Origin of the sequence: Liquorilactobacillus hordei DSM 19519 (assembly GCF_019443985.1) — a bacterium.
Lineage (GTDB): Bacteria > Bacillota > Bacilli > Lactobacillales > Lactobacillaceae > Liquorilactobacillus > Liquorilactobacillus hordei.
The window spans coordinates 1,850,042-1,876,981 of record NZ_CP049303.1; the positions used below are offsets into that span (position 1 = coordinate 1,850,042).

28 protein-coding genes and 2 pseudogenes are annotated in these 26,940 nt (G+C 33.5%); 3 read left to right on the forward strand and 27 right to left on the reverse strand.

All coding sequences use genetic code 11. The features are described from left to right. Positions 1 to 127: 127 nt before the first annotated feature. Positions 128 to 523: a CvfD/Ygs/GSP13 family RNA-binding post-transcriptional regulator gene (locus tag G6O70_RS10285; RefSeq protein ID WP_057870184.1), complete on the reverse strand. Its 396-nt coding sequence runs from the start codon at positions 521 to 523 to the stop codon at positions 128 to 130. A 23-nt stretch (positions 524 to 546) separates the two neighbouring features. Next, positions 547 to 1,119 carry a peptidylprolyl isomerase gene (locus G6O70_RS10290; RefSeq protein ID WP_057870183.1) on the reverse strand — a complete coding sequence of 191 codons (573 nt, stop codon included), beginning with the start codon at positions 1,117 to 1,119 and terminating at the stop codon, positions 547 to 549. A gap of 125 nt (positions 1,120 to 1,244) precedes the next feature. Between G6O70_RS10290 and G6O70_RS10295 the strand changes: the two genes are divergently transcribed. Both G6O70_RS10295 and G6O70_RS10300 read left to right on the forward strand, forming a co-directional pair. Continuing rightward, positions 1,245 to 2,246 carry an NAD(P)/FAD-dependent oxidoreductase gene (locus G6O70_RS10295; RefSeq protein WP_057870182.1) on the forward strand — a complete coding sequence of 334 codons (1,002 nt, stop codon included), beginning with the start codon at positions 1,245 to 1,247 and terminating at the stop codon, positions 2,244 to 2,246. 20 nt (positions 2,247 to 2,266) lie between these two features. Then, on the forward strand, positions 2,267 to 2,899 hold the full coding sequence (locus G6O70_RS10300; RefSeq protein WP_057870181.1) for a VTT domain-containing protein: 633 nt from the start codon (positions 2,267 to 2,269) through the stop codon (positions 2,897 to 2,899). A gap of 210 nt (positions 2,900 to 3,109) precedes the next feature. Here the strand turns inward: G6O70_RS10300 and G6O70_RS10305 are convergent, their stop codons facing one another. The 9 genes and pseudogenes from G6O70_RS10305 to G6O70_RS10345 form a co-directional block, all read right to left on the reverse strand. Continuing rightward, positions 3,110 to 3,529, reverse strand: coding sequence for a GNAT family N-acetyltransferase (locus tag G6O70_RS10305; RefSeq protein WP_057870180.1), 420 nt, complete (start codon positions 3,527 to 3,529; stop codon positions 3,110 to 3,112). A gap of 2 nt (positions 3,530 to 3,531) precedes the next feature. Further along, positions 3,532 to 4,542 (reverse strand): NAD(P)-dependent oxidoreductase, encoded by a 1,011-nt coding sequence (locus tag G6O70_RS10310; protein ID WP_057870186.1) that lies wholly within the window; start codon positions 4,540 to 4,542, stop codon positions 3,532 to 3,534. A 7-nt stretch (positions 4,543 to 4,549) separates the two neighbouring features. Further along, complete coding sequence (locus tag G6O70_RS10315) at positions 4,550 to 5,722, reverse strand: aminotransferase class I/II-fold pyridoxal phosphate-dependent enzyme (protein ID WP_057870179.1); 1,173 nt, start codon at positions 5,720 to 5,722, stop codon at positions 4,550 to 4,552. A 2-nt stretch (positions 5,723 to 5,724) separates the two neighbouring features. Beyond that, on the reverse strand, positions 5,725 to 6,885 hold the full coding sequence (locus tag G6O70_RS10320) for an amidohydrolase (protein WP_057870178.1): 1,161 nt from the start codon (positions 6,883 to 6,885) through the stop codon (positions 5,725 to 5,727). A gap of 7 nt (positions 6,886 to 6,892) precedes the next feature. Further along, positions 6,893 to 8,203 (reverse strand): O-acetylhomoserine aminocarboxypropyltransferase/cysteine synthase family protein, encoded by a 1,311-nt coding sequence (locus tag G6O70_RS10325; RefSeq protein WP_057870185.1) that lies wholly within the window; start codon positions 8,201 to 8,203, stop codon positions 6,893 to 6,895. Positions 8,204 to 8,290: 87 nt separating this feature from the next. Then, positions 8,291 to 9,333: pseudogene (locus G6O70_RS10330) on the reverse strand (ABC transporter substrate-binding protein). Positions 9,334 to 9,350: 17 nt separating this feature from the next. Beyond that, the gene (locus tag G6O70_RS10335) at positions 9,351 to 10,097 is read right to left on the reverse strand and encodes an ABC transporter ATP-binding protein (RefSeq protein ID WP_187327482.1); all 747 of its coding nucleotides are present in this window, start codon (positions 10,095 to 10,097) and stop codon (positions 9,351 to 9,353) included. 11 nt (positions 10,098 to 10,108) lie between these two features. Next, positions 10,109 to 11,092, reverse strand: a complete 984-nt coding sequence (locus G6O70_RS10340; RefSeq protein ID WP_057870176.1) for an ABC transporter permease — start codon at positions 11,090 to 11,092, stop codon at positions 10,109 to 10,111. 34 nt (positions 11,093 to 11,126) lie between these two features. Continuing rightward, the gene (locus G6O70_RS10345; protein ID WP_057870175.1) at positions 11,127 to 12,281 is read right to left on the reverse strand and encodes a trans-sulfuration enzyme family protein; all 1,155 of its coding nucleotides are present in this window, start codon (positions 12,279 to 12,281) and stop codon (positions 11,127 to 11,129) included. A gap of 596 nt (positions 12,282 to 12,877) precedes the next feature. Here G6O70_RS10345 and G6O70_RS10350 point away from each other — a divergent pair. After that, positions 12,878 to 14,455 (forward strand): annotated as a pseudogene (locus G6O70_RS10350) (IS1182 family transposase); the annotation flags it as partial. Positions 14,456 to 14,836: 381 nt separating this feature from the next. Here the strand turns inward: G6O70_RS10350 and G6O70_RS10355 are convergent. From G6O70_RS10355 to G6O70_RS10430, 16 genes are all read right to left on the reverse strand, one after another. Then, positions 14,837 to 15,463, reverse strand: coding sequence for a TIGR01906 family membrane protein (locus G6O70_RS10355; protein ID WP_057870099.1), 627 nt, complete (start codon positions 15,461 to 15,463; stop codon positions 14,837 to 14,839). Next, positions 15,464 to 16,234, reverse strand: coding sequence for a TIGR01457 family HAD-type hydrolase (locus tag G6O70_RS10360; protein ID WP_057870098.1), 771 nt, complete (start codon positions 16,232 to 16,234; stop codon positions 15,464 to 15,466). Positions 16,235 to 16,248: 14 nt separating this feature from the next. Then, entirely contained in the window at positions 16,249 to 16,887 is a 639-nt protein-coding gene (locus G6O70_RS10365) for a YutD family protein (RefSeq protein WP_057870097.1), read from the reverse strand. 27 nt (positions 16,888 to 16,914) lie between these two features. Beyond that, on the reverse strand, positions 16,915 to 18,294 hold the full coding sequence (locus G6O70_RS10370) for a bifunctional metallophosphatase/5'-nucleotidase (RefSeq protein WP_057870096.1): 1,380 nt from the start codon (positions 18,292 to 18,294) through the stop codon (positions 16,915 to 16,917). A 235-nt stretch (positions 18,295 to 18,529) separates the two neighbouring features. Continuing rightward, positions 18,530 to 19,723 carry an acetate/propionate family kinase gene (locus tag G6O70_RS10375; RefSeq protein ID WP_057870095.1) on the reverse strand — a complete coding sequence of 398 codons (1,194 nt, stop codon included), beginning with the start codon at positions 19,721 to 19,723 and terminating at the stop codon, positions 18,530 to 18,532. A gap of 40 nt (positions 19,724 to 19,763) precedes the next feature. Next, positions 19,764 to 20,771 (reverse strand): class I SAM-dependent methyltransferase, encoded by a 1,008-nt coding sequence (locus G6O70_RS10380; protein ID WP_057870094.1) that lies wholly within the window; start codon positions 20,769 to 20,771, stop codon positions 19,764 to 19,766. A 75-nt stretch (positions 20,772 to 20,846) separates the two neighbouring features. Continuing rightward, entirely contained in the window at positions 20,847 to 21,140 is a 294-nt protein-coding gene (locus tag G6O70_RS10385) for a hypothetical protein (RefSeq protein ID WP_057870093.1), read from the reverse strand. A 4-nt stretch (positions 21,141 to 21,144) separates the two neighbouring features. After that, the gene (locus tag G6O70_RS10390; RefSeq protein WP_223390164.1) at positions 21,145 to 21,585 is read right to left on the reverse strand and encodes a ComGF family competence protein; all 441 of its coding nucleotides are present in this window, start codon (positions 21,583 to 21,585) and stop codon (positions 21,145 to 21,147) included. Positions 21,586 to 21,589: 4 nt separating this feature from the next. Then, positions 21,590 to 21,787, reverse strand: coding sequence for a hypothetical protein (locus G6O70_RS10395; protein ID WP_057870092.1), 198 nt, complete (start codon positions 21,785 to 21,787; stop codon positions 21,590 to 21,592). Positions 21,788 to 21,818: 31 nt separating this feature from the next. Continuing rightward, positions 21,819 to 22,250 (reverse strand): prepilin-type N-terminal cleavage/methylation domain-containing protein, encoded by a 432-nt coding sequence (locus G6O70_RS10400; protein WP_057870101.1) that lies wholly within the window; start codon positions 22,248 to 22,250, stop codon positions 21,819 to 21,821. After that, the gene (gene comGC, locus G6O70_RS10405; RefSeq protein ID WP_083481940.1) at positions 22,243 to 22,542 is read right to left on the reverse strand and encodes a competence type IV pilus major pilin ComGC; all 300 of its coding nucleotides are present in this window, start codon (positions 22,540 to 22,542) and stop codon (positions 22,243 to 22,245) included. The genes G6O70_RS10400 and comGC overlap by 8 nt, the downstream gene beginning before the upstream one ends. 3 nt (positions 22,543 to 22,545) lie before the next feature. Further along, on the reverse strand, positions 22,546 to 23,595 hold the full coding sequence (locus tag G6O70_RS10410) for a type II secretion system F family protein (RefSeq protein ID WP_373566424.1): 1,050 nt from the start codon (positions 23,593 to 23,595) through the stop codon (positions 22,546 to 22,548). Continuing rightward, complete coding sequence (gene comGA, locus G6O70_RS10415; RefSeq protein ID WP_057870090.1) at positions 23,531 to 24,493, reverse strand: competence type IV pilus ATPase ComGA; 963 nt, start codon at positions 24,491 to 24,493, stop codon at positions 23,531 to 23,533. Before comGA ends, G6O70_RS10410 begins: the two co-directional genes overlap by 65 nt. Positions 24,494 to 24,595: 102 nt before the next feature. Next, entirely contained in the window at positions 24,596 to 25,501 is a 906-nt protein-coding gene (gene rbsK / locus G6O70_RS10420; RefSeq protein WP_057870089.1) for a ribokinase, read from the reverse strand. A 107-nt stretch (positions 25,502 to 25,608) separates the two neighbouring features. Further along, positions 25,609 to 26,337 carry a YebC/PmpR family DNA-binding transcriptional regulator gene (locus G6O70_RS10425; protein ID WP_057870088.1) on the reverse strand — a complete coding sequence of 243 codons (729 nt, stop codon included), beginning with the start codon at positions 26,335 to 26,337 and terminating at the stop codon, positions 25,609 to 25,611. Positions 26,338 to 26,428: 91 nt separating this feature from the next. After that, positions 26,429 to 26,926 carry a VanZ family protein gene (locus G6O70_RS10430; RefSeq protein WP_057870087.1) on the reverse strand — a complete coding sequence of 166 codons (498 nt, stop codon included), beginning with the start codon at positions 26,924 to 26,926 and terminating at the stop codon, positions 26,429 to 26,431. Positions 26,927 to 26,940: the final 14 nt, after the last annotated feature.

A 26,940-nucleotide genomic window follows, 5' to 3' on the forward strand; every position in this document is an offset into this window, starting at 1 on the left:
AAAAAATGAATAAATATCCAATAACATCCATTTTTGAAAACCAGTAACTATTTCCGATCTCACAACAATTACTGATGACCAACAAGAAATATAATATCAATTTATTCATTAATCGTCAAGTATTATTTTATTTTTTTTTCAATTCATTTTCTATATCGTGCAATCCATCGTTAATCCAGCCATTTAACCGAAGTTCTATTGGTTTAAACCCTTCATTAACTTTATAATTTGTCCAGTAATGTTTGTGCTCACATCTAATATGCTCATCAGTTATATTGACAGGTGGTTCCTTTATGCATCTTATTGATAAGCTTATTTTCCTAGTATATTCATCAATATCAATAATCATTGCCTTAACAGTTTGATTAACTTTTAGATAACGATGAATATCCGAAATAAAACCATGATGACATTCTGAAATGTGTATCAAGCCTTGCGTATGAGTATCAAGCGCAACAAAGGCCCCATATGCCTGTATTCCCGTTATCTTGCCCTCAACAATTGATCCAATTTTATATTCCATTACTGTCACCTCTTATAAAAAAACTATTCAGTAATAATCTTGTTAATTATTACATCTTCAACAGGTTTATCTTGGACACTTGCAACATTGGCAATTTCATCAACTACATCCAGTCCCGACCGTACTTGTCCAAAAACAGTATGATGATGATCCAACCATGGGGTTCCGCCTTTTTGATACTCTTCCACTATCTCAGAAGGATATCCAGCTTGTTGCATCTGCTCAATCATTTGATTAGGTAAGTTCTTATTTTGAACAATGAAAAACTGGCTTCCATTAGTATTAGGGCCAGCATTTGCCATTGACAATGCTCCTCTTAAATTGAAAAGTTCATTCGAAAATTCATCTTCAAAAGACTTATCCCAAATACTTTGACCGCCCATTCCTGTACCTGTAGGATCTCCTCCTTGAATCATAAAATCTTCTATTACTCGGTGAAAAATAACACCTTCATAATAACCTTTTTGTGCAAGCTTGAGAAAATTTTCAACTGTTTTGGGAGCTTTTTCTGGAAAAAGTTCAATTACAATCTCACCATGATTAGTCTTCATTGTAACCTTTGGATTTGTCTTATTTTCTTCTAATTGTGGAAACATTCCTAATTCCTCCTTTTTTTACATAATTCATTTTATCGAAATATTAAATATTTTCCAATTTAATTTATTTTGCAAACTAATTATGCTAATGTATCTTAGTGTACATAATTGAAAGGAGCATTACAATGGAAAACGAAAATTACTATGATATTACCATCATTGGCGGTGGTCCTATCGGAATTTTTGCAGCAACATATGCTCGCATGCGGCAAGCTAAAATACAATTAATCGAGAGTTTAGATCAACTTGGAGGGCAAGTAAGTGCATTGTTTCCAGCAAAAAAGTTATACGATATTCCTGGATTCAGTGTTATTAAGGGAGATCAGTTAATTAGCAATCTCCTAGACCAAAATAATCAATTTAAACCTGATATTTTTTTTAATGAAACTGTTCAAAATATTACTAAAACTGATTTAGGCTTTTCAATTACTACTACAAAGAAAAAAACTTATTCACGCACAATCATTATCGCAACAGGGGTGGGTGCCTTTCAGCCACGAAGATTAGCTGTTGAAAATGCGGAAAAATATGAAAATAAACAACTGCGGTATTTTGTAAAAGATCTTCAAGAATTTCGAGGTAAGGACGTTGTTATTGCTGGAGGTGGTGATTCAGCAGTAGATTGGGCACTTGAAATACAAACCATTGCTAAGTCTGTTAGCATAATTCACCGAAGAGATAAGTTTAGAGCGCTTGAAAGTAGTATTGAGCACTTAAGAAAATCAAATACAAATTTCGAAACACCCTATCTAATCAGCGCTTTAGATTCTGCTGACGATAAAATCAAAATTACTATTAAGAAAGTCAAAACTGATGAGAAAAAAGAGTTACTTGCTGACTTTCTTCTAGTAAATTATGGTTTTGTTTCTAATAATAAAACTCTGAAGTCTTGGAATATTGAGACTGACCACAATCTAATTAAAGTAAAAACCGATATGGAGACATCCATCCCTGGAATTTATGCTATCGGTGATACAATTGAATATCCTGGACGAGTTAATCTAATTGCAACCGGTTTTGGTGAAGCACCTATTGCCGTTAACAGTGCAATGAATAAAATTCATCCCGATATTCGACAAGCTGCTCATAGTACGCAGCTTATTAAAAACTTTCCAGAACTAAACTAATAAATAGCAAGGAGTAACTTATGAGTTTTTTAATTGATTTTATTTTACACATTGATACCCATCTTATAACAATTGTTAATACCTTTGGCAACTGGACCTATCTTATTTTATTCACAATAATCTTTGTTGAGACAGGTGCCGTAATACTACCATTCTTACCTGGTGATTCGCTGCTTTTCGCGGCATGTGCTCTTGCAGCTAATTCTACCTATCATCTAAATATCTGGATATTTGTCTTGCTGTTTTGGATAGCACCTATTCTTGGAGACTCACTTAATTTCTTCATTGGACACAAAATAGGCAATTCCATAAATAAGAATTCTTTTCTAGGGAGATTTATTAAAGAAGAAAACCTTGAGCACACGCGCGCGTTTTTTGAGAAACATGGTGGTGTTGCAATTTCATTAGCTCGTTTCATGCCAATCATTAGAACAATGTCTCCTTTTGTTGCTGGTAGTAGTCATATGCCTTACAACAAATTTTTCCGCTATAACATATTAGGAGCAACAGCATGGATGGTCTTATGCTGCGGATCTGGATACTTCTTCGGGAATATTCCGTTTGTTAAAGAACATTTCTCACTAGTAGTTATTGGAATCATCGTTGTTTCACTGATTCCAGCAGTAATAGGAGCTCTCAAAAAAAGACATTAATAAGAACGTTCCTTTAAATTTCCTAAAAAAACTAATAAAAATATCCTCCACGTTAAACATAAAGTTTAATATGGAAGATATTTTTTTAATTTAGATTATTTCTTCTTTTTTCGAAGTTAGTACTCAAGTTTTAACTTATGGGACATGTTTATACGGAATAATTAGCGAAATTGAATCAAAGTTTAATTTTTTGTACGACCCCTGCTATAACTATAAATCCAAATCCATATATTTGATATCAGAACGTTCTTTAAAACCTAAATGCTTCCAGAACTTCTGTCCTTCAATATTATCCTTGACTGTGAACAAACCAACTTTTTCTATATTATTCAGCTTAAATTCTTCTAAAACTCTTAGAATTAGTTTTTTGCCAATTTGTTGCCGTTGATAATTTTCAGCAACTGCAACATGATAAAAATAACCTTTTCTACCATCGGTTGCCCCTAAAATCGTTGCAATTATTATTCCTTGTTCTTCAGCAACAAAACAAAAATTGGAATTACGATCAATTACACTCTTAATTCCTACCCGTGTGTTATTCAATGACTGAAGATTCATTCCAGGTGTTCTCTCCCATAAAGCAAATACCTGTTCATAATCATTGATCGTCATTTTTCTGAATTCAACCATCCTTATTCTCCCTTGAAACTTATTTCGTGTGAACTGTGCTTTCCTTGAATAATGGTTAATGCATCATCTAGAGCCTGTTTTACCATTCGTTCAACTGCAATATCTGTATAAAAGGCAATATGTGGCGTCAGAATCACATTTGTCAATTCCTTAAGTCGATTGTAGTTAGCTACTGGAGTTTGAGTATCAAATTTAAAATTAAAAATCTTGGTTTCTTCTTCAACAACATCTAAAGCTGCCCCTGCAATCTGTTTCTTCTCTAAAGCAGTTATTAAATCAGCGGTGTTCACAACCGACCCACGAGAATCATTTATCAAAAAAGCAGTTGATTTCATTTTGGAGAAAGCATCTTGATCGATCAAATGAATATTTTGCCTACTCAAATAAACATGCGAAGTTACAATATCCGCTTTTCGATAAATTTCGTTTTTTTCAACATACGTCAAAATTCCAGCTTGTTCTAACTCTAAATTTTTTACAGGGTCATTCCCCAGAACTGTTGCACCTAAACTATGGAATATTTTTGCAACCGTACTCCCAATTCTGCCAACCCCAATAATACCTATAACATATTCTGAAAGTTCGCGTGATCGCAATCCGTCAACAACATAATCATTATTGTCTAAACGTTCCTTAAATTCTGGATAATGTCTAATCAATTGCATAGCTTGCATCAAAACCAATTCTGCAACTGCATGCGGAGAATACGAAGGAACATTAGTCACCTTGATGCCATTTAATGCAGCGGCATGAAGATCAATTGTATCTATCCCCGCAGAACGACAAGATAACTGTCGGATTCCATAATTTTTTAAAGTTTGATAAATCGAGGCATCTGTGTCTAATTTACTACGTTGTTTAAAAATAATTCCATCATATCCCTTTGCATACTCTACAGTGTCAGGGTGGAGTTCGAATGGAACACTTTTAACCTCAACTTCATTTTTCTTGCTCCATTGTAAAATAAATGGTTCTTCATCTTGTCGAACATGATAAGCAATTATTTTTGTCAACTTATTTTTACCCATCTTTCATAAATTTTTCTAATCGTTTCATCGCACTCGTCAGGTTATCATCCGAAGTAGCGTAACTAATACGAAAATATTTTTGATCTTCCTTCGCAAATGCTGCTCCAGGAATAACTGCAACATGCGCTTTTTTTGCAAGTACTCTTGCGTAATCAATGCTAGATCCCTGAAAATCATGTGGTAATTTGACATAAACATAAAATGCTCCGTCAGCCGGTATAAAAGAATAGCCGATTTTCTTGAGACATTCACAAACAAATTCTTGCTTTTTTTCATATTCCGCACGCATTTTTTTTATATCGTTTTCACCATTAATTAATCCTTCCGTGGCAGCAATCATGTTTATAGTTCCAATCGTTGCAACGTTAGCCTGATGAAGCTTTATTAGATTTGTAATTATTTTCCTGGGCCCGCATAGATAACCTACACGCCAGCCAGTCATGGCATAGGACTTAGATACTCCATTGACTAGCAATGTTTGCTCTGGTAAATAATATGCAATTGATACATGTTTTTTCTGGTAAACAAGTTCACTATAAATTTCGTCACTCAAAACAAAAATCGAGTATTTTTTCAAGACATCTGCAAGTTCTTTTATTTCAATTTCAGAATAACTCACCCCTGTTGGATTATTAGGGTAGTTTAAAACCAGTATCTTAACTGATGCTTGATATTTATTTAAGTAGCTTTTTAACTTTTCTGGAGTTAATTTATAGTTATCATTTTCTGTGTCAATTTCTATATACTTAGCTCCATTTATCTTTGCTAAATTCCTATACAATCCAAAAGCTGGTGAAGGGCACAAAACCACATCCCCTTGCCCCAAAAAAGAGTTCATAGCTGTACTAATCGCTTCTGTAGCACCATTAGTGACTATGATTTGATTCTCTGGATTATATGACACTGCATAATGGCACTGCAAATATTCACTTATTGCTTCCCTAAGTTCAGCTATTCCACGATTTGGAGCATAATGTGTCTGATTATCAATGATTGCTTTTATTCCTGCCATTTTTATATGATCAGGAGTATTGAAATATGGTTCGCCCAACGTAAGTTTTACTATACCGGGTATCTTACTAATCTCATCATCAAATTTTCTAATTAGCGATGGTTCAACTTCCAGTAAATTCTTATCCAGTAATGAAAGAAGTTCATTTTCCAACCTCAATTCACCTTCTCACTCAGATATTCTAACAATCCTTGTGCACCTTCAATAAAATAATTGACTCCCGTCTTCAAAGCCTCATCAAGTCCAACAAAATTTGGTTCATGCCAATCTGCTGCATCTGGTGAACCATTAGAACCAATAAAAGCAAAGACTCCAGGAATCTTCTTTTGATAAGTGGCAAAATCTTCTCCTGCCATCGATAAAAGGGGCTTGTGAACTGTATTTGACAGACTATTAATTACAATTTGTGTCAAATCTGAATCGTTATTTATTGGAAGTGCCCGTTCACTCCAATCTATTTCAACTGACTGTCCATATGCTTTAGCAATTCCTTCTATTAATTCAAAAAGTCTTTGCTTCACCAATTCGGCATTTTTTTCATCAAAAAGTCGCACAGTTCCTTGAAAATAAGCTTCACTGGGGATAACATTCCAAACACTACCTGCGTTAATGTTAGTGACGCTTACAACTACTGCATCTTGCGGATTAACATTTCTACTTACAATCGTCTGTAAAGCACCGACTATTTCAGTTGAAGCAATTATCGGATCACGCCCCTTTTCTGGTTTTGCTCCGTGTGACCCTTGACCCTTTATTGTAACCTCAAATTTATAGCAACCTGCCATCATCGGACCAGACTGCAAGGCAATGGTCCCAACTGGTAAATTAGGATTATTATGAAAACCTAAAATGGCCTTTACATCTTTAAGCACTTTTTTTTCAATAACTTGTTCTGCTCCACCTCCAGCTTCTTCAGCTGGTTGAAACAAAAATTGAATTGTTCCCTTGATTTGCTCCTGATTATCTTTGAAATACTTTATTGCTCCTAATAAACTAGTTAAATGCAAATCATGTCCACAAGCGTGCATCACACCTGAATTAAGTGACTTAAAAGTTAAATTTGTTTTTTCTTGCACTGGCAAAGCATCAATATCTGCCCTTAAAGCAATTACCGCCCCCGGTTGCTTACCTTTAATTTCTGCCAAAAGGCCTGTATTTAAGCTAGTTGGCAAAATCGAAACTCCCCAACCAGTCAAAATTTCTTTGATTTTTTTTGTAGTATTGACTTCATTGTTAGACAATTCAGGATATTGATGAAAATAATGACGCAATTCAGTTATGTCTTTCAAATCAATTACAATCTTTTCTTTAGTCATTTTACTCTCACTCCTTAAAAGCTTGTTCAATTGCTTGTTCTAAATCTTGAATTAAATCATCCGCATTTTCTAAGCCTATGGAAAGTCTAATGAGATTATCTGAAATATTTTGCTTTTTTCTTTCATTTTCCGGTACCTCACGATGCGTTGTTCCACTTGGATTAACGATAAGCGAACGATTATCGCCAACATTAGGTAAGTAAGTGAACAGCTTAACACTATTTAATAATTTCCTAGTATTTTCCACCGTTCCTCCTAATTTAAACGAGAACACCGTCCCTATTCCATTAGGGTAATATTTCTCAACTAATTTACTTTGCGAGGTATTTAAGAGACCACTATGAAAAATTTTCTCAACATGTTCATTGCTCTCTAAATATTGCGCAATCTTCAAAGCAGTCAAGACTTCCTTGCTAACTCTTTCCGAAAGTGTCTCAAGTCCTAATAATCCAAGATAAGCAGTAAATGGATTTAATACTGCTCCCATCAGTCTTAAATATTTTGTTCGTAGACGTTCATTAAAAGCCCTCTTACCAAACACTCCTACAAAGCTGCTGTCTTTTCTTCCTTCTTTTTCCAAAACTAATTCTGGTTCGAAAAATTGAGGGAATTTTTCCTTAGTCCATTCAAAATTACCGCCATCTACAACTATTCCAGACACAACATTACCATGTCCGCTAATACCTTTAGTTGAAGAATAAACAACTATATCGGCTCCAAACTTAATTGGATTAAATAGATACGGAGTAGGAAAGGTATTATCGACAATCAATGGAATTTTATTTTTGTGGGCTAATTCAGCTAACCGTGATATATCTGCAATGTTTGTAATCGGATTAGAAACACTTTCAACATAAATAGCTTTTGTATCAAAACTTATAAGTTCTTGAATTTTATCGAAATCATTAATATTTTCAACAAAATCAAAATTAATATTATACTTTGGTAAAAGTGTTCTAAATTCATCCAGGGAAGCTCCGTAGATATCTAATGGAGCAATAATTCTTCCTCCTCCTTCAGCAACATTTAAAACTGCATAGGTAATGGCCGCCATGCCGGAAGCAACTGCAACCGCACCTACACCTCCATCAAGATCATTAATTCTTTTTTCAAAGATATCAACTGTTGGATTGGATACTCTTGAATACATAAAGGCACCTGGTAATTCACTTTGAACTATTTTGTCTGCACGCTCGGTGTTTCCCAAGTCAAAAGCAACACTTTGAAAAATTGGAACGGTTGCAGAATATCCAAAGTCCTTTGGTTTATACCCACTATGAATCTTTTTTGTATCAAACTTCTTACTCGTTAAAATCATCTCCAATTGTTAAAATCAATCATTAATTGCTTGTAAATTCTTCCGATCTGTTTCAAAGTTCTACGCTAAATAAGCTCTGATAATAACTTAATTTTTGTAGTATGCACTCTTAATCAGTTTTTTTACATTGGTATTGCTCTTTAAAAATCTAGCCTTTTTCAATTGTTCTGCATAATATTTCAAATCTTCTTTGCCTTCTTTGCCCTTCAATGAAAAATGATAACTCTTAATCAAGTTTGCAACATTTTTGTGATTAAAAAATTTTGTTTCTGCTACATATTTTTTATTTAGCAGAATGCTGGCAGTTTCTGAAGGATGTTTATCAATCCATGCTGCAGCTTCTTTGTATGACTTTACAATTGCTGCGGCTTTTGCGGGATTTTCCTTAACTAATTTTTGTGGTAAATACAAGTAGCAGCAAGAACCACTTTTTTTCATACCCATTTTTGCCATTTTAGTGCTATTAGAACTATTATTATTATTAACAATTACTCTGAAATGATTTTGTTTTTGTGCTTGATATGCAAAGGGATCAACAGTTGCAATTGCATCCACTTCACCTTTTTCTGCTGCTTTAGTTAATAAATCATAATCATAAGTTTTCCAAACCACTCCGCTTTTAACATCAATACCAGCATGCTGCAGTGCAATTGTTGCAACATATTGACCAGTAGACCCCTGACCAGGCGTACCAATTGTTTTGCCTTTTAAGTCCTTAACACTATGTATACTCGAATTTTTAGGAACTAAGACTTCGATGCATCCTTGGTGTAAACCACCAGCAGCAAGAATTTGTGCTCCATTTTGAATAGCCGGTAAATACTGAAAATCACCATTTAGAGCATCATATTTACCGCTTGAAAACCCTGCTTCAAGATCCCCAATATTTGTTGGTTTAGCAACTAAATTAGCTTTAAGTCCATTTTTTTGAAAAAGCCTTTCTCATATGCAATATAATTTGGAGCCCCACAAATCGTTCCATTCTTTGCTGGGACAGTTATTGAACCATATTTATAACTAGAACTAGCATAAATTGAATGATTATTGAAAGTAAAAAAAATACCAACTGTTATTAGAAATATCGTTACAAACTTTGCTACATTCCCCTTAAATTCTTTTTGATTGCTCATCCCATTAACTCCTCGCCTTATTTAAAATTCAGTATCTGTTGCAGTTTTTTCCTTATATTCAAAAATTCAGAACTGTCCCGTTTTCGTGGAAATGGTAAATCATTGTTGACGATTTCTTTGACGCGCCCTGGATTTGGAGTCATCACCAAAATCCTTTGACTCAAATAAATAGCTTCATCAATATCATGTGTAACTAAAATCATTGTTGTTTTCTTTTCTTGCCAGATTTTGTAAATAATATCTTGAACATCAATACGCGTAAATGCATCCAGTGCACCCATTGGTTCATCCAAAAGTAGCAGTTGCGGATTTAAAACTAACGATCTTGCCAGTGCAGCCCTTTGTGCCATCCCACCTGATACCTGATTTGGATATGCATCTTCAAACCCTTGTAATCCCATAATTTCTATGAAATGATCTACCAACTTCTGATCAAAGTTCTTGCCTTGCACAGCTTGTAAACCCGAACTGATATTTTGCCTAATTGTTTCCCATGGATAAAGACTTCCATGCTGAAAAACATATCCCCTTGAAACTGATGGTTTGCCAACTTTTTCTCCCTTAAGTGTTACCTCACCTTTTTCAGGATTATCAAGTCCAGAAATAACGCGTAACAAGGTTGTCTTACCACAACCTGAAGGTCCAATTAAAGACAAGAACTCTCCATCTGCAACAGAAAAATCAATATCATCAATAATTTTTAAATATTTACCACTATTACTAAAAACCTCTCGACTAACATTTTTTACTTCTAGAAAAGCCAAATTTTCCCCTCCTAACTTGCCACTCGTCGCCACCGAAGTGCTTTCTCTTGAATTTTGTTAATTAGTGCAAAAATAATTGAAAAAAGTAGTGCCATAATTACGATTGCGGCATACAATTGACTGTAATTTCCGGTACTCTTCGCCCAGTTAATGTACCAGCCTAATCCGACCTTTGCCCCAATCATTTCTGAAATTACTAACATCGTAAAAGACAGCCCCAAAGATGTAAAAATACCAATAAAGATATTAGGCAGTGCACCCGGAATTACAATTTTCTGAATAATTTTATGTTCATTGAATCCAAGAGTATACGCCGCTTCAAAATATGTTGGTGAAATATTTTGCACGCCTCCAATAGTCATAAACGCTACGGGAAACCAAACTGATAAAACAATTAAAAAGATTTCTGCTAAAAAGCTATTTGGAAATATTACCATGGTCAATGGCATCCAAGCTGCTGCAGGAATTATTCCAATTACCTTCAAATAAGGGAATGACCAATAATTAAATTGACGATACCTCCCTAGTAATATTCCTAAAACGACTCCAATTAATGTTCCTATTACAAAACTAATAATCCATAAAATCAGTGATGATATCGTAGATTCAAATAACAGAATTGCATCATATCTCATTTGTTCTAAAATTTGTGCAAAACTGACAAAGTATGGTAGAGTCAAAATCCCCAATTTTTCAGTCAATAAATCTTGAACACATAGTAAAATTCCTAAAGAAAAATTTAATTGTGCAAAATGTCCACTATAAATTTTCACTCTTGGACTAAGAAAATAACCTACTAAATAAACACAAAAAAGATACCCTATAAAAATCAATAAAAATAGCTGATAAGTCCCATTGTCTACAGTTTCACTCGAAGTAACTAACAAGTTTTCGACCAAAGCAACAACAATAGCCAAAATACTAAGCACGTTCCAGTTGAGCGACCATCCTTTCCAATACTTTTTATTAAGAATTATTTGTTTACTGTTCTCCATAAATGATTCCCTTCCTCACACATAAAATCTCACTTCAACTTTGATAATGTAATAAATCAAGTCCCTGTTGAATATCTGCAATTAAGTCATTGGGTGATTCTATTCCAACCGCTAATCTAACTAACTGAGGTGTTATTCCAATTTCTTCTTGCTCTTTTCTCGAAAGTTCTGCATGAGTCATTTTATACGGTAATTCAATCAAGCTTTCGACAGCTCCTAAGCTAACTGCAAGTTGAATCAGCGTCAGGCTTTCAACAAATTTGATTGCATCTAAACCGTCCTGCAGTTCAAAAGAAACAAGTCCTCCAAAACCTTCAACTTCTTTACTGGCAATTTCATAATCCTTTGTTTCTTGCAAACCAGGAAAATATATTCGTTTGATTTCTTGACGACTTTGTAAAAATTCCACAATTTTTTCAGTATTACTAAGATGCCTGTCCATTCTAACCGCTAAAGTCTGAATTCCTCTTCTAATTAGGTTAGACGATTCTGGAGATAAAACCGCACCAATTCCATTTTGATTGAAATAAATTTGTTCTGCTAATTCTTTATTTTTAGCAACTACAACCCCAGCAATCACATCAGAATGTCCACCTAGATATTTCGTAGCAGAGTGAATAACTATGTCTGCTCCTAGTTTTAGCGGTTTTTGCAGATATGGAGTTAAAAATGTGTTATCGACAATCGTTAATAATTTATTTTCCTTTGCAATCTTAGAAATTTTCTTAACACTTGTCACTCTCAGCAAAGGATTAGAAAATGTTTCAAAATAAATAGCCTTCGTATTTTCTTTAAGCGCATTTTTTACAGCTGTCACATCCTGTGTATTGACTGCCGTAAAATCTAAGTGCCATTTTTTGAATATTTGATTTATCAATCTAAAAGTTCCACCATAAACAGTATCTCCAATTATAATATGATCTCCTGGTGAAAAAATTGAGAACACTGAATGAATTGCTGCTAACCCTGATGAAAATGCAAATCCTTGGTACCCCTCTTCCAATTCTGCAACTTGGTCTTCCAAACTATTTCGTGTTGGATTCCCAGAACGTGCATAATCCCAACGAACTTTAGCATCAACTTTTGGAAAAATATAAGTTGAAGAATTATAAATAGGTACATTTACTGCTCCAGTATTATTATCATTTTGTGCTTTTCCATGAACTAACTTTGTATCAAACTCTGACATTAAATATCTCCACACTTTCCCAATCAATTTTTATTAAAATGAATCTCTGCTTTTTGATTCTGTAAAAAAAATCGCCCATAGTCATTTTCGACTACGAGGCGATTTTTCACGGTACCACTCGTTATTTAATAATCAAATTTCTTTGAATATCCTTATCAAAACACAAGTAAAAGTTATCTTATTTGTATCTATAATGCTATAACAGGCATTCCTGTCCATTGCTTACTGTAAAAAAGCTCACAATGGAATTAGATATAAAAGACCATCTTCATTTCTTTGCTTCAATGACTATTCTCACCAATATAGTCTCTCTGTAAATTTTCAAAGGAATTACTCATCTTTTGCTATTTTTATATTAAATTATCAGAAAAAAATGTTTCTGCTTATCTTTAGTTTATTTTCTATGACCCCCACCTAATCTCAGTTATATTAGTACGCAAAAAAGGGGCTGTGCCATAAGTCCCTAAGTGAAAGAGCTTCACCAGAGAAAGTAATGATTTTTCTGGTGAAGCTCTTTTGGTATAATTAAAAATAAAAAAGCACCGGTTGCAGCCAGTGCCTTTAAAAACAATCCCTTCATAGAAAGGATAATCAAAATGTACAATAATTATAACATAAATCAGACTGTACTTAGTATTAAAACTGACTGGGAGCCAAAAGAAAATCATCCTGCACGGATGATTAATCAAATAGTTGAAGACCTTAAAATTAATGATCCTTACATCTTTGGACGACCGCGTAAGTATGATCTGCGTGTACTTTTAAAATTAATTTTGTTTGCGTACACAAAAGGTATCTTTAGTAGTCGCCGTATTAATACCTTGGCAGAGGAGAATTTGGCAGCTCGTTGGCTGACACAAGAACAGGTTCCAGCCTACCGAACAATTTGTCGTTTTAGAATTTCAGATGAAGTTGAGAGCTTGATTAATCAATGTATTCTAAAACTAACCAAATATCTGAAACAAAACAATTTTATTGATGAAGTTACTTTTATTGACGGGACTAAAATTTTAGCTGATGCCAATAAATATAGTTTTGTTTGGCGTAAGAATACGATTCGTTTTGACAAGCTTAATCGCTCTGCGATTATAACCCTTCTGGAAGAATTAAATGACGCTAAGTTTAAGTGTCAGCTCCCAGCAGAGACAGATCTTACTTTAGAAATGCTTGATGAAATTACCTTGCGGTTAGAAAATGACTTGAAAGATTTGAATAAAAAGATTGAAAAAGAACATATCTCTCCAAACCCAGACAAGTCAAGGCGTCGAAAACTAAAATCTTTAAAACGAAAACTTAAGTTACGGCAAACTAAATTATTAGCTCATAAAATACAAACCAGAATTTATGGTAAAAGAAATAGTTATTCAAAAACAGATCATGATGCAACTTTCATGCGTGTTAAGGAAGATCCAATGCTCAACGGACAGCTAAAACCGGCTTATAATCTACAAATCGCCACAAGTAAACAATTTGTAACTGCCTTCGGCATTTTTCAAAATCCAGGAGATACCAAAACATTAATTCCTTTTTTACAGCAACAAAAAGCAGCTGGAACTTTAGGTAAGTATATTGTGGCTGATGCAGGATACGGTTCAGAATCAAATTATCGATATCTCGAAGATGAATTACCTGAACATACAGCGTTAATTCCATATGGGACAATGTCAAAAGAAAATAGTCGCAAATGGAAAAGTGATGACCGTAAGGTCATGAATTGGGCGTATCATCCTAAAGACGATTATTTTATTGATCTGCAGGGAGTTAGATTTAGTTTTTATGCTTACCGTAAGCGCAAAGATAAGTACGGATTTGTACGTGAATTTAAAGAGTATCAGGCAAACAAATACGATAACGATTTTCAGGTTGATCACCGAGCATTCACTAAAAACGGAAATCCTCGTAAAATAAGTATTAATAGCGCATGGGAGTATTTCAAAGCTAAGGAACGCAAGTTGCTTTCAAATCACCAAACTGGTTCAATTTACGGACAACGTAAAATAGATGTTGAATCAGTTTTTGGTGGATTGAAGGCTTGTTTGGGTTTTAAAAAATTTTCGGTTAGAGGTCTTGAGAAGGTAAAAAGGGAAGCTGGAATTGCCTTGATGGCAATGAATATTAGAAAATTGGTGGCGAAAGGCACCAATTATAACTGTTTTATAAACCAAAAGAAGAGATTAGTGAAAATCAAAGAACAATTTTCGCTAATCTCTTCTTTTTTGAAGGACTTATGGCACAGCCCCAAAAACATTTGCGGTACCACCCTTTTTTCACACTAAAACAGTGTCTCAACGATACTTATAAAACAATATCCGGAAAAATAACGGTTCCTACCGAGTACGCAGCTTCCACCGAATACTTCTATATCCAAGTCCATCTTCACTATCCTGATTGATTCACTTACTCTCAGCTAGCATAAGTTCTCTGTATTCCATTCAGTACAGCTACTCTTCTCTTCAAAAGATATAATAATTAAAAAAAGATTAATTCGTTACAGTGAATTCTAATCTTGCCAATCTTCTTTGTCAAGAACTTTTTCTATTATAACTTTTTTCATTTCAACGCAAACTTCTTTTCCCACAGATAATCCCAATCCATAAAAAAAATTCTATTAAACAAAAAAAGAGGACAAAACATGACATAAAAAAAGTGTCAGGTAAGGTGTTAATTATCGGATCCAAGTTAGGATCAAAAAGCCAATCACTATTTCTAAATAAGACCTCATGAAATAAAATAAAGAACTTATCAAAATTAAGTACCATTATCATAACCAGCACAAAAAGACCTAACATCATCAATTTTGCTGGAATAATTAATTCCCATAATCTCTTTTCTTTTTTCATCTTTTTAATGATCAAGTATGCCGGTACAACGGTTAATATCAACACACTATAGTTAACAAGAAACAAATGCTTCACATCAGAAAAATGATGAATTCCATTAGTAGACGATGGTAAAGAAAAATTTAAACTGCCAACCCAAGGATAATTTAAAAAAGAAAGCAAGTGATAATACTCCCTCATTAATGCTTGATTGCTCAAATCAACCAAGCTACCTAGGTTATCCTTAAGAACAAAAAAATGATAAAGTGGGGTGAAATTAATTGTAATAGCAATACTCAGAGACAAGATAAATAAAAAAAGAATACTGTTCTCAATAAATTTTATTCCTCTGCCCTTTATCATTTAGAAATTCCATTCATCAAGTGATTCAACTTCAAAAGTTGGCTTAATTTCTTTTTGTCTAACAAGTTCATGTGTTGACACCCCAGTATAGACGAGTAAGGTATCAATATTACTTCTAATTCCTGCCAAAATATCCGTCATATAATTGTCTCCAACCATAATGACCTCATCGTTCGATAACCCTATTTTTTGTAACGCCTTTTTCATAATAATGGGCTCTGGTTTACCAATATATGTGGCTTTTTTCTGTGTTGCACATTCTACAAGAGAAATAACAGAGCCGGCTCCCGGAACAAGTCCTCTTTCATTAGGCAAATTAGTATCTGCATTTGTTCCAATGAATTTTGATCCCTTTTGAATTGTAAGTGTCGCCAACTCAAATTTATGGTAAGTAACATCATAATCCAAACCAACAATTGTATAATCAGGCTGCTCCTCTTCAAATCTAAACCCTTTATCAAAGAGTGCTTTTCTTAAGCCACTTTCACCAATCACATACGCACTTCTTTTGTTTTCATCTAAGTCAGCAACATAGTCAGCCGTTGCTAAGCCAGAAGTATAGACATTATCTATATTTACATTTATATCAAAATTCAGCTTCAAATTCCTAACAACTTTTTCAGGATCTTGAGTACTATTATTTGTAACGAACAAAAAGGGAATACCTTTTTGTTGTAACTTTTCAACAAATCTTTTGGCCGCTGGTATTGGTTCTTTACCACGATATATCGTTCCATCTAAATCAATAAGATATCCCTTATACTTTTTCATTTTCTGCACTCCTCTTATGCCTTTGAATCTTTTTGTTCATTTTTTTGTCTGATAACAAAGTGCCGCTTTCTTGTATTATTTCGTTTAATTGTTGACACAGCAACATTTTCTTTTCTGTTATTTCGTTCACGTATCTCAAATTTTTTCTCAGAAGTATACGGTTTCTTTTTTCGTTCTGTCTCTCTTGGTTTTCTGCGCACTGTCTTCGTATCAGAATCAATATTTTTCTTTTTATTATTATTTCGATTCTGATGTTTTTTGGACTTTTTAACAGGTTTAGTGACATCTAAATTATGCAATACAAAATATGCACAACCAAAATTACAATACTCTAAAAGGTAGTCTTGCATATGGTCTATACTTTGCGATGGAAAACCTTTCTTGCTATCTGCCGCATAAAAACCATGAAGTCTTAACTGGTCATAGCCCCAGTCACCTACTACATAATCATATTTCGTAAGTATTTGACTAAAGCGTTCCTTAAGTTTCTCAACATCAAATCCATTTCGAAAATTTTTTTCAATTACATAAGGATGTCCATCAATTAATAATTGTGTTTCACTTTCCATTTGAACATCACTGGCATAGGCCTTAATTGTTTCAGCTTTTTTTGCTAGTTGCGCCTCACGCCGTTCCTTCTTTTCACTATTCATACTTCACGCTCCTCAATTCTAAGATTATTATACAGGAAATTTTTCACCAAAGTAATCCCCAACAATATCTCTCAAAAAGCGATCACCTAAATAATCAATATGCCCTGCAATTTCTAGTGTTGGAAAGAACGGACAGTAAACAAAATTATCCACTGTTGCAATTTCATAATCTGCCCCTGGGTCAATCATCCTTTCATGAATCAAAACATTTTTAGAAAGTGAATCGTATTTTATCCCATCATATATTATTTCACCAAATACTTTACCTCTGAAACCATTTCCTTTTACATTCGTATTTCGTAAATGATTGCGATTCTTTTCCATTTCCCTGATTAAGCGCCATAAATTATAACCATTCAATCTAACATTAATTACACGCATTGGATGAGGTAAAATACGATGTAAGTCATTTTTTGAGATAATTCCTTTATGTAAGTCACCTAAAAAAAGACCTCCGTTTAAAATTGCGATTTTTGTCCCAGTGTCTCCCTCGATAGCTTTCAAACTTGCCTGCATAAGTGGAGACCATTCCTTTTGAATTCCCAAATAATCTTTAGGCAGTAAAGCAACTTTTTTCTTATCCAGCATTTTTTCACCTTTTTGCTGGTAATTATTAATTTCTCGTGAATCGCCATTGAATTCTGGTAACTTTGCAACATCAACGACACTTGCACTACTTTTAAGTAATTCATTATCCTGACATTCTATATCGACTCTACCAACATATTGCCCCCATTTACCAGCCGCACATATTAATGTATTTTCCACAACTTCACCGTTGACCAGAAGATGATGAGTATGACTTCCCAAAATAACATTAATTTCTTTAAAATTTTTTGCCAAGCCACGATCAACATCAATTCCCAGATGCGAAAGCATAATAATTATATCAACTTTATCTTTTAAATCTGCTAATAATTTTGGCAGTACATTTTCAACTTTTTCTGCATACCATCTGTTCATTTCATAAGTTGCAGGAAAAGGTGCAGTACAAGCCACTACTCCAATTTTAGTTCCAAGTGAAGTCTTAAAAATTTTGCTGATTCTCACCCAGGACGGAATGAGCCCATTATCCTGATTTTTTATATTATCTAGAACAACTGGAAAATTAGCATTTCGATATAAATTACTTAGTTGTTCATGCGAATTGCCAATTCCTTCATTATTTCCAATTGTAACAGCATCATAATTAACTGTATTCATCAATTCTATGTTGGCCTTTCCATCAGTAGCTTCCGTCAGTGGATGTACTCGATCCATTGCATCTCCTAAATCAAAAACTAAAACATAGTTATCTTTATTCTGTAACTTTTCTCTTGTATTTATCAGGTATCTCCTAATTTTAGGCCAATTCTCTAAATGTGAATGTAAGTCATTTGTGTGTAAAATTGTAATTTTTTCAGTCATGACAGCCTCCTTAAAGTATACAGATATTTATTTTCATATCTTTATTACCCTTACTCACTAAATATCTTACAACTTATTATGTTAGTGTGCCATAAGTCAATAAAATTTGAATATCAACGTAAAATTATAAGCCCGTATTTTTTGAGTGATCAATAATTTAAAGCTAAACAAAAAAAGAAACCAAGTTAAAATTCGATTTTTAACTCAGCTTCCTATTCTTATATTGCTAAACTAATTAATTTTTTCCCAAGTCATAAACATCTTCTGCAATCATGAGTTCCTCATTTGTCGGAATTGTCCACACTTCAACAGCAGAATTTGCACTACTTATTTTTTGTTCTACAGACACTGCTTTTTCGTTACATTGTTCATCGAGCTCAATGTTAAAAATCCCCAACTGGCTGCAAATCATTCTGCGAATAAAAGGTATATTTTCACCAATTCCTCCTGTAAACACAAGTGAGTCAATTCTGCCTAACTCTGCTGCATAGGAACCAATATATTTAACAATTCGATTAACAAATACTCTGACTGCCAAATCAGCGCGATGATTGTTATCTTTTTGTGCAAAAACTTCTCTCATATCTGGAGAAATACCGGAAATTCCTAAAATACCCGATTCTTTATTTAAAATATCAAGTACTCTCGTAGAGCTAACTCCCAATTGATTTTCTAGATATATCAGCAAAGAAGGATCCACATCTCCTGAGCGAGTTTGCATAGTGATCCCTGAAACAGGGGAAAATCCCATACTGGTATCTATTGACATCCCATTTCTAACAGCACAAATTGAAGCTCCTGATCCTAAATGCATTAAAATACTGTTTGTTTTGTTTTTTCTTTCCTTACCACCAGTCAGTTCTAACAATCTATTAAAAACAAAACGGTAACTGATTCCATGTGCACCAAATTTTTGTACATGATATTTCTCATAAAATTCATAAGGAATACTGTATATAACATTTTCTTCTGACATCGTCTGGTGAAATCCCGTATCAAAAACAGCTACACTAAGTGCTTCCGGCAATACTTTTCTAAATGCTTTTATTGCCATAATATTAGCGGGATTGTGTAAAGGTGCCAACACTTTCAATTTTTCCATTGTAATCAATGTTTCATCATTAACAATCACAGATTTACTAAAAAAAGTACCACCATTAACGAAACGATGCCCGACTCCCTTAATTTCATCAAGTTTCTCAACAATTTTATATTCTTGAAGTAATTGAAGAAGCCTAGTAACAGCTTCTTGATGGTTTTTAGATTTAATTTTCTCAACTAACTTCTTTCCTGCAAATTCAGTCGTTTCGCTTGCATCATTAAGTCCTATCCGTTCAATTTGTCCTTTAGCAATTACTTCAGCACTAGGCATATTAAATAATTTCCATTTCAAAGTTGAACTACCTGCATTTACGGCTAATATTTTCATGTTACTCTCTTTCTCTCTAAAGATCTATTATTATATATATTTATTTATTTTCGTTTATCCAATTCTCAACTTGCTGCAAAAACCTTGCAAAAGCTTCTTTATTACTGATAGCAGGAAATCCACCTAAAAGAACTGGTTTTGCCTGTTTTGCGTTATTCCCACGTTTTTGCAATAATAGTAGCGACTTTGCACTTTCCTGTGAAGTAAATAAATCATTTGGTAAATTTAGTATTCCTTGAAAATGTGCCTGTTTCTGAATTACTTCCAGCAAACTCTTTGCCTCCGGCGATTCGAACAAATTCTTAGGCACAAGAAACACTCCCCATCCCCCAGGAAGTAACTGCAACATAGACTGTTCAATTAATAGGTGATGCACAAAAGAATGCCCCTTCAAAGCCCTAGTTTCAAAATTAACTACACGTTCATCAATCGGATAATAGCCGATTGGCAAGTCACTCAAAACTACATCGACTTTCGGTGTTACTAAGTTATCAATCGCATCTTGATAATACAGGTCTGCATCAATATATTGCATTTTTAGATTCATTCCAGCAACTGATAGCATCGTATCATCATTATCAACACCAAATAATCTAATATCTTTTAATTTACCTTTTTTCAAATGGTTCGTTACCGTACTTAATAGGTTGCCAGTTCCAACAGCAATGTCTAAAATTTTGGTTTCTTCTTTTTGGTCTAATATTTTTTCCAGTAAATATGCCACTAGTAACCCAATTGAATCAGGTGTCATTTGGTGATTTGGCTGAATCTTGTCGACTTTACTAGCTTTAACTAGTGCAAATTGAATAACTTGTCTCATTTCTTCAGGTAAGAGATTAATATTCAAAAAATCATTGTAGATTGGCTTGATTTTATTAATAACCTTTTCCGTTGGTTTTCCATCCTCGATCATTATCTTGCCATCTTCAAGTAAATTATCTCCAGTTTCAACTAAAGCATCCATATATGAAGTTGCCAAATCTTCCTTTAGCAAATCAGTTGCTTTATCGAATAAATTATATGCATTGCCTATTTTTTCTAAATTCATTTTTTCTCACTCCATTTATAATAACCTATACCAGTTTAACGAAAAAAAAATATAATTTCAATCCACAAACTATCTTTACTCTTCTTGTTCATTAATCATAATGGTTATCTTTTCCCCTGATTTCAAATTTATTCTGAATTTGTCTGCATCTTTTTTTACAGTTCCATCATGAAATTCTATAATCTCATCATTTTCTATATTATTAGTTTTTGCTAAATTAACTAGTATCTCCGCCATTTTATAATCAATTGTTTTCTTCAAAGCAGATGCGCGTACAGAGTAATAATACATTTGGGCACCAAAAATTAGACCCATAATTAATAATAATGTCAGAGCTGAAAAAATAACATATCCACCTGATTTTTTCAAAAAATTATTCTCCTCTTCTAATCGGTAGTACCAATTCCTTATAATATTCTTTCTCATGAAATTTAGCTCTGATCTTCAACGTAAATTCTTTTTCATCATAAAATGCATTGAAAAAGCTGACATTATCCAAAAGTGGCTGATAACCACTTTCATCACCTGTCAGCTTGAGGACACCATTTTTTAAATACAAAAGATATTCCTTATTTGTTCCTTCATTATATAGTTTCGTAACGTTACCACTCTGGCTAACAAATTTCAGTTTAAGTGACTCATATGTTAATATATCCATTGCCTGTTGCCATTTAAAAAAATCCTGCTCATTTGCTCCTTTATTTATCTTATTAGTTGTATTCATCACAAAACTAAATGTCAGTAATAACATACTCGTTAACAAAAGTGCCAAGAGAGATTCAAATAATGTAAAACCTTGGTTAGTTTTTCTCATTATTTCACCTCCTAATATTGTACTTATCAATACTTTGTTTCTCAGCTTTAGATAATTTATCATAACCTTGAATGGTCATCTTTTTACTAATATTCAACATTTTGTCCATCTTATTCAATTCCACAATCTGCTGTTTCTCATGCCTAATAAGTACACGTTGCTCGTTAAAAAATAAATTGGTTAATCCACAAAATAAAACCATTTCAATTACAACTTCCGCAATTAAATAACCACTAGTTCTGCTCTTTTTTAATACGATAATCCCCCCATGCAAGTTGGAAAGTAATAATATACTTTGTTTTTGTCACATCAGAATTGAAAACAACAGTATCTGCTCCCACTCGTCCACTTGTCGAAATTTGGATATGTTGATATCTATACAAATGTAACCCGTGGGGATAATTCAGATACTTCCTTTCCTTATTGTTAATCACGAAAATTACCTTATCATTATAAAAGTACACATTGCCCTTTTGCCCACTCTTAGGAACAATTGTAACTATCCTTGTCCATGATTCATCAAATTTTTTCCAAAAGATTTCCTCTGCTATCTCATTATATTTATTTTGAATAGGATGAATTGAAATTAACAACATGAAAGCTGCAATACTTAACACAATCATAACTTCTATTAATGTAAAACCTTTGCTATTTTGTTTATTCATTAGAATCAATTACAATTTTTTCATTTTTTGCTTTTTCAAATTGTTTCTTATTCAGATAATTTTTCGCATATAGTTGATCTAATGATACTGCCGATTCACCGGTATCACTTTTATACAAATCAGCTTGTGTTTGAACAACCTCATTAAATGCTTCACCTCCAATTTTCTGTGCATTACTTTTTTGTGCTCCCAATTTTGGCATTATTAGTAATAATAAAATTCCTATTATGAAAATCACAATTGACATTTCTATTAAAGTAAAACCAGACATATTTTTCTTTCTTTTTTCCATAATTTAACCTCCACCTAAATTACTATAAATTGGCGTTAACATTTTTAAATACGTAATAACTATCAATATTGCAATAATGACAAATAGAATTGGCTGTATCATTTCTATTAATCGATTAATTTGAATTACCAATCTCTTATAAATTATTTCAGAAAAGAAAAAAAATTCTTCCCCAACAAGACTCAATACTTTTCCTTTTTGTAAAAATAAACTAATTTCTGAAGGTAAAAAATCGTACTTAGCAATGAATTTATGAATATCATTACCCTTTTTTAAATTATCACCTAACTCATTACCAACTTCATATAAAAAAGTATTCTTCTCGAATTTTTTTAGAAACAAATAAATTTCTTTAATATTCATCCCTTCTTTTAATAAAATTGCTAAGTTAAAGGTAATGTAATATGCATAGTATTCTTTAAATAAGGTTCCAACTAGTGGTAACCTACATAATTTCTGTCTTCTTTTCAAAGTTGATAATCTTGTATATCCCCATAACTCATAGGAAATGATTAATAAAAAAAATCCTATTACAAACAGTCCCCATATACTATATTTATTACCTGCTGTAGTGTTTATACCTAATTCTTTCATTTGTGGTTGCCATAAAAAATGTATTGCAATACTCAATCCTGCTAACATTATCAATAACATCACTGGATATAATAAAACACCTACTAATTTTCTTCTTTGCTCCTCTCTTTTTTCCCATAACAATCCAATTTCTTTTAAGCTTCTTGGAAGAAATCCAAATTTTTCTGCTATAAAAAGTTGATTATATGTGTCATGGTTAATCAGCCCCTCTAATCCAGAACAAAAAGTATTACCCATTTCGATTTCTTTTTGTATTTTTTTACAAATGTTCCTTTGATTTGGGAAGAAAATCTTTATATCATTAAGTGATTGCCTTAGTGAAAAACCAGAATAAATTAAATCACCCAACGTTTTAAAAAATAATGTTTGCTGTTTTATCGACCAACTAATCTTGTTAGCCCTCCTTGAATTTTTCAAAAGTATCTTCTGTAATACTTTTTTCTTGCATGCATTCAGCAAGTCGTTCACTCCAATCATGTGATATTTTGGCATGCGTAGTTTCTTCACTTTCTAACTGTTCATTTGTTAATTGTTCAAATAACACCTTGCTTCTTCCTTCTTTCGTAGTTGGAATCAGTCTTTGATAATTAATTAGTCTAAGGGTTTGTCTCAAATCTACATTTTTAATTCCAAAAGCTAGCATTCTATTCACAACTCCTGTAGCATTCAAAGCATGAACAGTACTTAAAACTAATTGCCCTCCCAAAGCAGCTTTCACGGTATTTCTTGCTGTTTCTTCGTCACGAATTTCTCCAACTATCAGCACATCAAATCTATGCCTGAGTGTTGCTTTTATCAACGATGAATAATCCATCTGTGCCATATTATTTACTTGTAACTGAAGAAACTTTGGTTCAAAAATTTCAACCGGATCTTCGATGGTCATAACTCGTTGACCCATTTTTCGAGCAATTTGATACATTGTTGATGTCTTTCCTGATCCTACAGGTCCAGAAAATAAAATTAGTCCTTTATTTTGTGCCTTACTTAAAATCAAATTCAACTGTTCTTCGAAAAAATATTCATTCAAGTCGCTCGCTCTTTGATATATCAGTCTAATAACAACTGCCTCTCTTCCTAAAAAATCACCGACACTTGCCATCCGACTGTAAACACCATCACGAATCGTCATTGCGCCAGTCTGTGGTCTTCTGTGCTCGCTTAAAGACATACTAGATCGAAATTTAAGATTATTAATTATTTGCTGTCCTTTTTCAAAGTCAATTACTTGATATAGTTGATTTATTCCCATTATCGTTAGTCTAATTTCATACATATCACCTTTTGGATGCAAAGAAATATCACTCGCATATTTCTTTATTGCAGCTTCAAACATTTCTTGCACTACTTCATTCAAGTTGCTTCACCTCCTCGTATCATAAATACGCAAATAATTTCTTACAATATAAAAAAATCGCAATAAAAATTGCGATTTTTTTAGTATGTGTCTCAGCATATTCTAATTATTAATTTGTTTTCTTGTTGGAATTGAAGAAATTGCTCCTAGTGTTTGGACTGTAATTGCTGAGGCCTTCGTAGCGTACTCAATAGCCTCCTTAATATTTGCCAAATTATTTTCTAGCTGTGAACATAAAGCCCCTATAAATGTATCACCAGCGGCAGTTGTATCAATTGCTTTTACCTTTAATGCTGGGATAAGGCCTTCATCATCTTCAGTTAAATAGTAGGCCCCTTTACTTCCAAGCGTAATAATAACATTTCTAGTACCTTTCTCACGCAAAATTTTAGCGGCAGCAGCGGCTGTATCTTTATCTGTAATTTTAATTCCCGTTAGCATCTGTGCTTCAATCTCATTAGGAATAATCAAATCTGTAATTTTCAACAAATCATCTGCAACGCTTTGAGCAGGTGCTGGGTTTAGAATTGTTGTTACTTTGTTCTTATGTGCAATACTGAAAGCTTCCATTATTCGCTCAAGTTTAACTTCAAATTGGGCAATTATAAAATCCGCATTTTTGATGCTATCTTGTGCATTTATCACATCAGCAGCAGTTATCTCAAGGTTAGTACCTCCATTTATGATGATACTGTTTTGTCCAGAATCTTGCAGTAAAATGTATGCTTGACCAGTTTGACCATCTTTTTTTACCACTACATTCGTCGTATCAATACTATCTTTTTTCAGCAGTGTTAACATTTTCTTTCCATAACCATCATTACCTACTTTGCCAATAAATGTTGTTGCTGCACCACTTCTTACTGCAGCAATTGCCTGATTTGCACCCTTTCCACCACCTGCCGTTGCAAGTGACTTCATTTTCATTGTTTCTCCGGGTTTAGGTAAACGAGCAATCTTCAAAATAACATCAACATTAATACTTCCAAGAATTGTGATTTTCTTCATTATTTTGCACCTCTTTTTAGAGTAAATTATATCATTTCTAAAAAAATATCTCTCACCAGTCAGACTCAACAACTAGCAAGAGATATTAAATTTTATTTGATTAGAACCTAGTCTTCAGGAAATTCACCTGAATGATAAACTTCTGAAACATCATCTTCATCTTCAAGTCGATCAATTAAACGCTCTAATTGTTCAACCTTATCTTCTGGAACTGGCACATAATTTTGTGGTACCATCGTTAGCTCTGCAGTATCTAACTCATACTTCTTTTGAAGCTCATCTCGAACTTCTGCAAAATCTTTTGGATCTGTATATATCTCAAAAACATCCTCTGATGTCTGTAAATCTTCTGCCCCTGCGTTGATTACATCCTCAAACATCTGATCTTCATCAACATCTAAATCCTCGCGATCAATGGCAATGTAGCCTCGACGATCAAACATAAAACTCACTGATCCAGATTCACCTAAATTCCCGCCATTTCTTGTGAAATCAGCACGAACCGCTGAAGCTGTTCTATTACGATTATCAGTCAATGTATGGACCAAGATAGCAATTCCAGCTGGGCCATATCCCTCATAAGTAATCTCTTCATAATTTGCACCATCTGCACCAGTCGACTTATCAATCGCACGTTTGATATTATCTTTTGGCATATTCGCAGCGCGTGCCTTATCAACCATTAAACGTAATTGTGGATTAGAATCTGGGTCAGGACCACCACTCTTTGCCGCCATATAGATTTCTCGTGATAGCTTTTGAAAAATTTTTCCACGTTTAGCATCTTGGGCATTTTTTCGGCCTTGGATGTTATTCCATTTAGAATGTCCTGACATTTCTAATACCTCTTTCCGAATTGTTATAAAGTAATAATACAATCGTAGTAAATCATATCAAAAAAAATTGATTAAAGCAAGATTTTTTGAATTACTTAATTTTTCTCCCAAAATATATCCCTACAAAAAGAATTCCAACAAGCGCACCAGCACCATCTAAGATAACATCTTGAAACAATGGTGTTCGTCCACCTGTAATCATCTCATGAATCTCATCAAGTGCTGCATAACCAACCGTAGAAAGAAATGCAATCCCAATTGTCAACCAAATGCTTCCTAAGCGTTTTTTAAGACCTAGATAAAAGAATGTTCCCATCAAGCAGTAAAAGAAAAAGTGAGCACCTTTTCTCATAAAAAACTCTACAAATTTAAAATAACCAACCTCAGCTATACTAATTTTTTCAGTAGCATAATTAAATGAGATACCACTTAGAGTATTTTTTAAAGGTTCTGCACTCAGATATTTCTCCAAAAAAGGAACGGAAGTCTGCTGTTTATAGGTCATGGAAGAACTAATAAACAAAATTAACATTACAAGCAATGCCAATAACAAAAAAGTATTAGCACTTAGTTTAAAATTTCGCTTCAATCTTATGCCTCCGG